The organism is Clostridium sp. CTA-17, from assembly GCF_054767895.1.
In genome coordinates this window covers 48630-57448 of sequence record NZ_BAAABF010000012.1, presented here as the reverse complement: position 1 = coordinate 57448, position 8819 = coordinate 48630, and the positions used below count along the sequence as shown (strand labels likewise).

The 8819-nt window shown below is 25.9% G+C and carries 10 protein-coding genes; 1 reads left to right on the top strand and 9 read right to left on the bottom strand.

The genetic code is table 11. The features are described 5' to 3' along the window. Window positions 1–880 (top strand): VaFE repeat-containing surface-anchored protein (locus tag ACYUCG_RS14235; protein WP_460268785.1); only part of this gene is annotated, 880 nt, incomplete at its 5' end. Window positions 881–1008: 128 nt separating this feature from the next. Here the strand turns inward: ACYUCG_RS14235 and ACYUCG_RS14230 are convergent. The 9 genes from ACYUCG_RS14230 to ACYUCG_RS14190 all read right to left on the bottom strand — a co-directional run bounded on the left by ACYUCG_RS14230 (window position 1009) and on the right by ACYUCG_RS14190 (window position 8682). Beyond that, the gene (locus tag ACYUCG_RS14230) at window positions 1009–1206 is read right to left on the bottom strand and encodes a BhlA/UviB family holin-like peptide (RefSeq protein ID WP_003474210.1); all 198 of its coding nucleotides are present in this window, start codon (window positions 1204–1206) and stop codon (window positions 1009–1011) included. A 254-nt stretch (window positions 1207–1460) separates the two neighbouring features. Next, window positions 1461–1673, bottom strand: coding sequence for a hypothetical protein (locus ACYUCG_RS14225; protein WP_415342376.1), 213 nt, complete (start codon window positions 1671–1673; stop codon window positions 1461–1463). 829 nt (window positions 1674–2502) lie between these two features. Continuing rightward, window positions 2503–4530 carry an ABC transporter permease gene (locus ACYUCG_RS14220; protein ID WP_460268784.1) on the bottom strand — a complete coding sequence of 676 codons (2028 nt, stop codon included), beginning with the start codon at window positions 4528–4530 and terminating at the stop codon, window positions 2503–2505. Further along, on the bottom strand, window positions 4520–5290 hold the full coding sequence (locus tag ACYUCG_RS14215) for an ABC transporter ATP-binding protein (RefSeq protein ID WP_003448577.1): 771 nt from the start codon (window positions 5288–5290) through the stop codon (window positions 4520–4522). The genes ACYUCG_RS14220 and ACYUCG_RS14215 overlap by 11 nt, the downstream gene beginning before the upstream one ends. A gap of 543 nt (window positions 5291–5833) precedes the next feature. Next, window positions 5834–6031 (bottom strand): hypothetical protein, encoded by a 198-nt coding sequence (locus ACYUCG_RS14210; RefSeq protein ID WP_060796381.1) that lies wholly within the window; start codon window positions 6029–6031, stop codon window positions 5834–5836. A 51-nt stretch (window positions 6032–6082) separates the two neighbouring features. Beyond that, complete coding sequence (locus tag ACYUCG_RS14205; RefSeq protein WP_139932537.1) at window positions 6083–7096, bottom strand: sensor histidine kinase; 1014 nt, start codon at window positions 7094–7096, stop codon at window positions 6083–6085. Then, entirely contained in the window at window positions 7093–7773 is a 681-nt protein-coding gene (locus ACYUCG_RS14200; protein WP_283703792.1) for a response regulator transcription factor, read from the bottom strand. The genes ACYUCG_RS14205 and ACYUCG_RS14200 overlap by 4 nt, the downstream gene beginning before the upstream one ends. Before the next feature lie 169 nt (window positions 7774–7942). Continuing rightward, window positions 7943–8167, bottom strand: coding sequence for a DUF2922 domain-containing protein (locus ACYUCG_RS14195; protein ID WP_060796384.1), 225 nt, complete (start codon window positions 8165–8167; stop codon window positions 7943–7945). Window positions 8168–8454: 287 nt separating this feature from the next. Continuing rightward, window positions 8455–8682 (bottom strand): DUF1659 domain-containing protein, encoded by a 228-nt coding sequence (locus ACYUCG_RS14190; protein ID WP_283681936.1) that lies wholly within the window; start codon window positions 8680–8682, stop codon window positions 8455–8457. Between the last annotated feature and the right edge of the window lie 137 nt (window positions 8683–8819).

Below are 8819 nucleotides of genomic sequence, written 5' to 3'. Positions count from 1 at the left end.
AGCTAAGGTTACAGCCGGTGAAAGCGGAAGTGGTACTTGGGAGCTAGACTTTGGTAATCAAAAACTTCAAGTTGGCGAAAAATATGTTGTCTTTGAAAATGCTGAATCTGTTGAAAACCTAATTGATACAGATAAAGATTACAACCTAGATACTAAGCAAATTGTTAAACATGAAGATAAAAATGATAAAGCTCAAACTCTTATTGTTGAAAAACCTACTCTTMCAGAAGTTAAAGATGGTACTTTAAAAACTACTGTAACTGCTGATGGTGTAAATGGTTCTTCTGAAAAAGAAGCTTTAGTAAGCTTTGAAAATTCTAAAGATGGTGTAGATGTTAAAGATACTATAAACTACGAAGGTTTAGTAGCTGGACAAGACTATACTTTAACTGGTACATTAATGCACGTAAAAGCTGATGGATCTCTAGAAGAAGTTGCTACTAAAATAGCTAAGGTTACAGCCGGTGAAARCGGAAGTGGCCAATGGGAGTTAGACTTTGGTAATCAAAAACTTCAAGCTGGTGAAAAATACGTTGTCTTTGAAAGTGTTGAGTCTGTAGAAAACCTAATTGATACAAATAATGACTATATACTAGATACAAAACAAATTGTAAAACATGAAAACAAAGATGATAAGGCTCAAACTCTTATAGTAGAAACACCTAAATCACCAACAACTGAAGGTACTTCTAATAAAGATAATTCTAATAAAAATAATTCTAATTTAACAAAACCTGATAATTATGATCAAAATAAAAAAGAATTAAAATTACCTAAAACTGGAGAAGGATTAACTAATATAGGTTTCACTATGTTAGGTATTATAATCTTATCAATAGTTTGTTTCCTTTCATTAAAACTAAAAAAAGTTAGAAAATAAACTTTAATTAAACAAAGAGCATAGTTTAAATACTATGCTCTTTTTTATTAGTAACTTCTATTTAAATATCTTAAACATAAAAATCTGCTGTGGTAACATTTAGATTTATATTCTATTAAAACTTCTTTTCATTTATTATTCAAATTACTTTTAATATCTTCTACATCCTTTTTTATAGTTGTTAATAGTTCTGTAAGTTCTTGTATTATACTTTGATAATTATCTTCTCTTTTACTATTTTCTTTTAAAACATAAAATAACAAATAAGAAAATAATATTGCAAATCCTCCTTGTGTAGCTATTAATTTAAAAATTTCACTCTCCATATAAACTCATCCTCCAATCTACTTTTAAACATTCCCTCTCTATGTGCATACCACTTATTCAATTTATTATAAAATCATTTTTTGGCATTGTTCTAATTTAATGCGAACATATGTTCGTATTAAATATTAAAACTTTTACATAAAAATGTCAAGGAAATTATCACCTCAACACATAAATTTTAGAATTATATTTTGTAATATAAAAAATAAAAGTAGAACTATAAAATTTTATAACTCTACTTTTATTAATAAATTTATAATAGTATTGGTTTATAATCTAATATTTTTTCTGCAATTTCTTCAGCAGATAATTCAGTATAGAAAATTAAATCAATTGGATTGGGATAAATAACATTCCTTTTTAATTTAAATATTAATTCATCAATCATAGCTTCGGACCATTCTTCCTTAGGATTTCTAATAATATTTACTAATTCTATTATCTTTTTTCTGTTAAGCTGTTCCATTTTTACTATACCTCCTTTTAATAAAATAATTAATATTCTTATACATCTATGTTACAATATTTTATAATTTATAAGAAAGGGGAGATGTTTCATGGTTAAACAAAAAGAAAAAAAATTAGAATCTAATCGCCCACTTATATTAGCAGTAATGTTTCTTATAGACTTTTTTATATTTATTTTATTTATACATAACTTTAATATATTTATTTATGCTTATATATTTATATTTAATATTTTTTCTTTCATAAATTTAATATTTATGAAAAAACTATATAGTTTTATAGACTTATATACTGCTCTTTCACTATCATCCTTTTCACTATTTTTATTTTTATCTGGTTTATACAAATTAAATGAAATTCTTTCTATAAATAAATTTATTAATTTATCTATTTTATTCATCATAATATATATTTTAATAATTATTCTATCAATAAATCATATTAAAAATTTTTATAAATCCAATAGTTATAAAAGTAAAATCTTAAAAAACTATCCTAACTATGGTTTAATAGTTATTGGTAGTTTATTAGGTTTATTTTTATCTAAATTAAATTTAAACCAAGATTTGATAATTGCATTAGGTATGTTATTACTTAGTTGTGGTTTTGCAGTATGCTATTCCCACTTTTATAAATTTTTTTATAATTTATCACATTAGAATTTATTAGAAAAAATCAAGCTTCAATTTGTTTTATATGATATAAAAAGTTATTTTCTTTAAAAATGTAACCTAATAAATAAAAAGGGAGCGTATCAAAATAATTTTTATTATATTTTGATACACTCCCTTAAAATTAATAAGCCTTATGTCTTAATATTTAATTCTCTATGATCTTTCATTTATGTTTTTCTTAGCCCCTAAATATGTTGCTAAAAAGTATCCTCCATAAATTATAACAAAAATTATTGCTGTTATAATCACATTTGGCATTATGCTAGCATTTCCAAATACCCCTACTATGGTAGAAGATATCTTTAAACCAACTATTGAATGTACTATAGCAAGTGATAAAGGAAGCATAAAATATACTCCTACTTGAGTGAATATAGCTTTATTTATCATCTTTTGATCCACACCTATTTCTTTTAATAATCTGTATCTTTCTATATTATCAGTTGATTCTGTAAGTTGCTGAATAGCAAGTACAACTGCTGATGTTATTATAAATATTAAACCTAGGTATATTCCCAAGTAAGCCATTGTTGCACCTAGACCAGCTGCATTATCATATATTTCTTTTTTTGTTATTGAATAAACCTGACTTTCTACTAACTGATCTCTTACATTCTCTAATTCTTCCTTTGTATTAGAGTTATCCTTTAGCATCACATTAAATCTACTAGACACTGGTTTTAATCCTTCAAGGAGAGAATCCTTAACAACAAAAATTAAAATATCACCTTTCATAGTAAAATTATATAGATTAATATTTTCATACTTTTTATTTGCAGGCTCTAAGGTTTTTCCTGAAATATTTATCTTCTTTCCATTTTCTGAGCTCTTATTAACCAACTTTTTCATTTGATCCATATTTCCATTTTCTAAGCTCTCATTAACCCACTTTTTCATTTCATCAATATTTCCAACTGCTAAGTATTGATTTTCCTTTAAATTAACAGGCTCTTTCCCAAGAAGTTTTAATGTATTATTGTATCCATTTTCACCAATTACTAATATATCATTATCATTAGCCACTGGAAAATAGTTCTTCATAGCAGTCATTCCCTCTTTCGATAAGAAATTACTGTATTTAACTCCACTATCATACATAACCATGTTTGAATCTTCTTTAGCTATATTAGATATATCAATATTTTTTTCCTTTAATAAGTTTTCTATATTTTCACCACTATTACTCCAAAAGGTAACATCAAATTTAGTTAAATCCTTTAAGTCAGCATTTATAGCCCTATTTATTCCTAACCCTCCTGAGAATGTACAAATAGCTAAAAATAACATTAAGCATATAAATGATAAGGATACAAAGGTTGTGTTTATTTTACTGCTTATTTGCTTCATAACAAACATATTTAAATCTCTTAAATAGAACTTTTTATTTCCTTGAATCACCTTTAAAAAGAATCCTGTTAAAGAATAAAAGAATATAAATGTTCCTATACATCCTAGTAAAATTGGTAATCCAAGAGCATTAAAACTAGCAAAGGCAATTCCATCATGTATGACCTTATAATAAGCTGTTACTAATATTCCCACACTAACTAAAAATAATATTACTGATACCCATAAGTTTTTAATAGTAGGCTTTTCATTTCTCTTTGAAGCTGTTAATAAATCTATTAATTTAATCTTTCTAACACTTATAAAGTTAAAAATTAATACAACAAGATATATTATTGAAAAACAAAGTACTGTTCTTTTAAATCCAAGTGGAGAAAAAACAAATTGAAACTTTGTAAGATCTACTTGGAACATATAGGCTGTAAGTACTGAAAGTGCTTGAGATAACATTATTCCTAGTACCACTCCTATACCTAAAGATATAGCCCCTATAAGTAGAGTTTCTAAGAATATCATTTTTGATAAGCTTCCATTTTCCATTCCAAGAGTCATATAAATTCCAAACTCTTTTTTTCTTCTTTTTATTAGATAATTATTTGCATAAACTATTAAAAATCCTAAGACAAAAGCTATAAACACAGAGAAATATCCTATTAATTGTTCTGCCATCATAAAGGCTGACTGCTTTTGCTCATTAAGTTCCATCATTACACTTTGTGACTCTATGGAGTTAAAAGTATAAAATATACATATTCCAAATATCAAGGTTAAAAAATATATTACATAATTTTTATAACTCTTTTTTATATTTTTAAAGGCTAACTTAAAATACATTATTACTGTCACCTCCAAGAAGAGTTATGACTTCAATTATTCTATTGAAAAATTCTTTTCTAGAATCAGTTCCTTTTATAAGTTCATTAAATATCTTTCCATCCTTAATAAATAAAATTCTATTTGCATAACTTGCTGTAAAAGCATCATGAGTTACCATCATAATTGTGGCATTTAAATTCTTATTTAAATCTTCTAAGCTTTCAAGAAGCATGGTAGCTGCCTTTGAATCTAAGGCTCCTGTTGGTTCATCAGCTAATACTAAAGATGGATTAGTAACTATTGCCCTTGCTGATGCCACCCTCTGCTTTTGTCCCCCTGACATTTCATAAGGATATTTATTAAGCTCATTACTTATGTTTAATGCTTCTGCAACGAGTCTTACTCTTTTATCTATTTCCTTGTTATTTACTCTTTGAATTGTAAGGGCTAAAGCTATATTTTCGTAAGCTGTTAAAGTATCCAAAAGATTAAAATCCTGAAATATAAACCCTATTTTTTCTCTTCTAAACTTAGCTAACTTTTTTGAGCTAAAGCTTGTAACATCCTCCCCCTCTAAATATATATGACCACTAGTCACCTTATCTATAGTTGATATACAATTTAAAAGTGTTGTTTTACCACTTCCTGAAGCCCCCATTATTCCAACAAACTCCCCTTCTGAAACAGTAAAACTAATATCATTAATGGCCTTTGTAACATTTCCTTTTTTACCATAATACTTTTCTATATTACTTACCTTTAAAACCTCTTTACCCATTAAACTACACTCCTTATCCTTACTTATATTATCTTAAAACTCTAATCAAAAGCTTAAAATTATCTATTTAAACTCTTATTTCTATACTTTAATTCTATTTCATATAAAAATTTCAATCCATAGAACTATATAACACTAAACTAACAAAAGTGTCACATTGTAATTTTTAAAATATTCTTATGTAAAGATTAGAATAACCTGCAAAACAATTAGATTGAACCTAAGTCTTTAAGTCTATTTTTTATCCAGCTTCTAAAGGTGCTAGATTCACTTTATTATCTTGACTTTGCTATTATCACTTTAGTTTCCATTAAATAATAAACCTAGTCCATAAAAACAGTTCTAAAACCTTTTTATAAAAAATTTAGCTAACATATTAAAATATATTATAATAGTATATAAAAAGGTGGATTCATCAATTGAATCCACCTTTTTTAACAACTATTATCAAAACTTAATTTAATACCTCTCCTTAATTTTCATATAAATATTTATTTTAAAATATATTTATATAAAAATCATGAACTAAATTAATCACATTGATTATCTTTCATAATTTTTATAAAGATATATATACGATCCTATAATAATTATAACTAAAAAAGCATTAACAAATGTATTAATATAATAAAAATTTATATTCTTTAAAAATTCAATATTTAACATAATAGCTTCTATTATGTTAAGTGAACATTTAATAAAAATACATACTATAACTACAACCAAAAACTTTTTACCCATATATTCTCCCCCTCACTATTTAAATCATAATAAGAATAAATCTAGTATTACCTATTCAAAAATCATCATCCTGTTTATTGGAAAGATAATTGAAACTCTTGTAAACTTACCTTCTTCAGAAATCAATGTTATATCTAACCCAAGTTTCTTACAAAGCTTTTTACATAGGTATAGTCCTATACCTGTAGACTTTCCAAACTTACGTCCATTTTCTCCTGTAAATCCTTTATCAAAAACCCTAGAAATATCTTTTTCACTTATTCCAGCACCATTGTCCTCAATATTTAAAATCACATATTTACTACTTTCACTGCAATATATTTTTAGTTCCTTATGTTCCTTATTCATGTATTTAATAGAATTTGATATTATTTGCCCTAAAATAAATTCAATCCACTTACTATCTGAATAAACCTTTTTTTCTAAATCACCTAAACTTATTTTAACTCTTTTCTTTATTAAAGAATCTGCATTATTGTTTAAAACCTTGTTTACGCAACTACTTAAACTCATTTCTTTTATTATATAATCCTTCTCAATGGTATTACTTCTAGTGTAAAAGAGAGCTTGATCTATATAATTTTCTAGCTTACAAACCTCTTCTCCAATACTCTCTGTAAGTGGTGATTCATTATTCTCTATTAACAGCTTACAAGTTGCTATGGGAGTTTTTATTTCATGAACCCATAGTTCTATATACTCCTTATAATCATTTATCCCTCTCTTAAATTCCCCTATTTCATCATTCATAGCCTTATTACTCTTGCATATAACATCATATATTAACTTACTCTCTGTAAAAGTTCCCTCTTCTATTACTTCTGATATTAAATATTTCTTATCTAAAGATTCCATATTTTCCTTTATCTCATTATAATATTGCTTCTTTCTTAAATAATCAAAAATATGATAAATTAGAATTCCTGCCCCATTTATAATAACAATAAATAAAATGGCAAAGCTATCAACTTTTAAAACCATAAGCAATAGAGCTGTAAAAAGTAATATTAATGAATTTATAATAATAAAAACTATTCTTTCTTTTATGAAATCTCTTAAATTCATGATAATATATACCCTTGCCCCCTCTTAGTTTGTAAATATCCCTCTGCACCTATTCCTTCAATCTTTCTTCTAAGTCTATTTACATTAACAGTTAAAGTATTATCATCTATAAACTCATTACTTTGCCATAAAGCCTTTATAATATTATCCCTTGATACTATTTTCCCTTTATTTCTTATTAGAATATTTAAAATCTTACTTTCATTTTTAGTAAGCTCCTCAATTTCATCATTAAATGAAACCTCACTAGTAGACATATTATATTTTAATCCTCTACAATTAAATATTTCTGTTTCCCCCTCAATTCCTGAATAGGTTCTTTTCATAATTGATGCAATTCTAGCTAAAAGTATTTGAGTATTATAAGGCTTAGTAACAAAATCATCAGCCCCTAAATTCATACTCATAAGCTCATCCATCTCACTTTGTCTACTAGTTACAACTATAATTGGAACTTGACTTTTCTTCCTTATCTCCCTGCAAATATAGTAACCATCATAATAAGGGAGATTTATATCTAGTAAAATCATATTAGGATTACAACTTAATGAGGTATCAACTATATTTTCAAAATCATCTGATGACTCTACAGCGTAGCCATACTTCTCTAAAAATTTAGTAATCTCTTCCCTTATCTTTTCTTCATCTTCTATAATAAAAATCTTTTTACTTTCCATTAATCTACGCCCCTTATAAAACTAAAGCCGCACAGATATTTGTACGGCAAAAAATTCCTTTTAATAATTATAACACAATTAACTTAAAAGACATTTATTAATTTTATATATGTAAAATATCAAAAGAGTGTAGAAACCAAATTATATTCTACACTCTTTAAATTATAAACTAAGCCATTTCAAAGCTTTCTGTTGTTTTTTCTACTATTTCACCCTTGACTTTAGAAACTAAATCTCCACCCTTAGAAACAAATATATTTGCTGTCACTATTTTTTCCATAAGATTTTGAACTTCTTCCTCAGTTGCATCTTCCTTAATATTCTTAAGAGTTATTTTTGTTATACTTCCTCCAGCATTTTTAAAAGACATTACAAGATATAATTCTTTCTCCATTTTAAAGTCCCCCTTTTCTATTTACCATTAATTTATTATGTTACATCTTTTGTTCTTCTATTTTTTCTCCTAAAATGTATGTCTTATCTTACTCATTAATCTCTTTTAATACTTTTTGTTAGCTTATAATTTATCTTTAAAAGTGCCTATCTATGAACTCTAAGGTTTTTCTTAGAGAAACTAATATCCTCTCTATTCTTTTGATTATCTTTAATGTAGAATTTAAAAGCATCTTGATTTTTTTAAATACTACAAAATCAACTGATCACCCCTCTAATTTTATTAGATTATTGAGTGTCTTCTACAAACTTAAAGTCATCTTCTTTTAATACAGAATTAACCCTTGATGATAAAAGATCTGATAAGGCTTTTCCCACCTCATAAAGTTTTACATCCTCTGCATCAACCTTTATCTTAGAAAACTTTTGTGTTGAAAATTTAGGGTTTCCACTATCATCTACCCCCTTTTGATACTTTAATACTAAGCTTTTCTTTGTTAAGATTGCCTTTGCCATGTTTATCAACTCCTTTCACTATATAAATATTCCTTACCCGTTATTTCTGTTGTAAAATAATAAAAAAACTGTAATAAAAACATTTTTGTTTCTATTACAGTTAATTTATATTTATAATACTAAGTAAAGTTATTTGA

Coding starts and splice junctions, on each gene's coding strand:
- ACYUCG_RS14200 (WP_283703792.1), bottom strand. CDS start 7,773: ATGGAAAGTAAAAAGATTTTTATTATAGAAGATGAAGAAAAGATAAGG.
- ACYUCG_RS14210 (WP_060796381.1), bottom strand. CDS start 6,031: ATGGGTAAAAAGTTTTTGGTTGTAGTTATAGTATGTATTTTTATTAAA.
- ACYUCG_RS14220 (WP_460268784.1), bottom strand. CDS start 4,530: ATGTATTTTAAGTTAGCCTTTAAAAATATAAAAAAGAGTTATAAAAAT.
- ACYUCG_RS14205 (WP_139932537.1), bottom strand. CDS start 7,096: ATGAATTTAAGAGATTTCATAAAAGAAAGAATAGTTTTTATTATTATA.
- ACYUCG_RS14225 (WP_415342376.1), bottom strand. CDS start 1,673: ATGGAACAGCTTAACAGAAAAAAGATAATAGAATTAGTAAATATTATT.
- ACYUCG_RS14190 (WP_283681936.1), bottom strand. CDS start 8,682: ATGGCAAAGGCAATCTTAACAAAGAAAAGCTTAGTATTAAAGTATCAA.
- ACYUCG_RS14215 (WP_003448577.1), bottom strand. CDS start 5,290: ATGGGTAAAGAGGTTTTAAAGGTAAGTAATATAGAAAAGTATTATGGT.
- ACYUCG_RS14195 (WP_060796384.1), bottom strand. CDS start 8,167: ATGGAGAAAGAATTATATCTTGTAATGTCTTTTAAAAATGCTGGAGGA.
- ACYUCG_RS14230 (WP_003474210.1), bottom strand. CDS start 1,206: ATGGAGAGTGAAATTTTTAAATTAATAGCTACACAAGGAGGATTTGCA.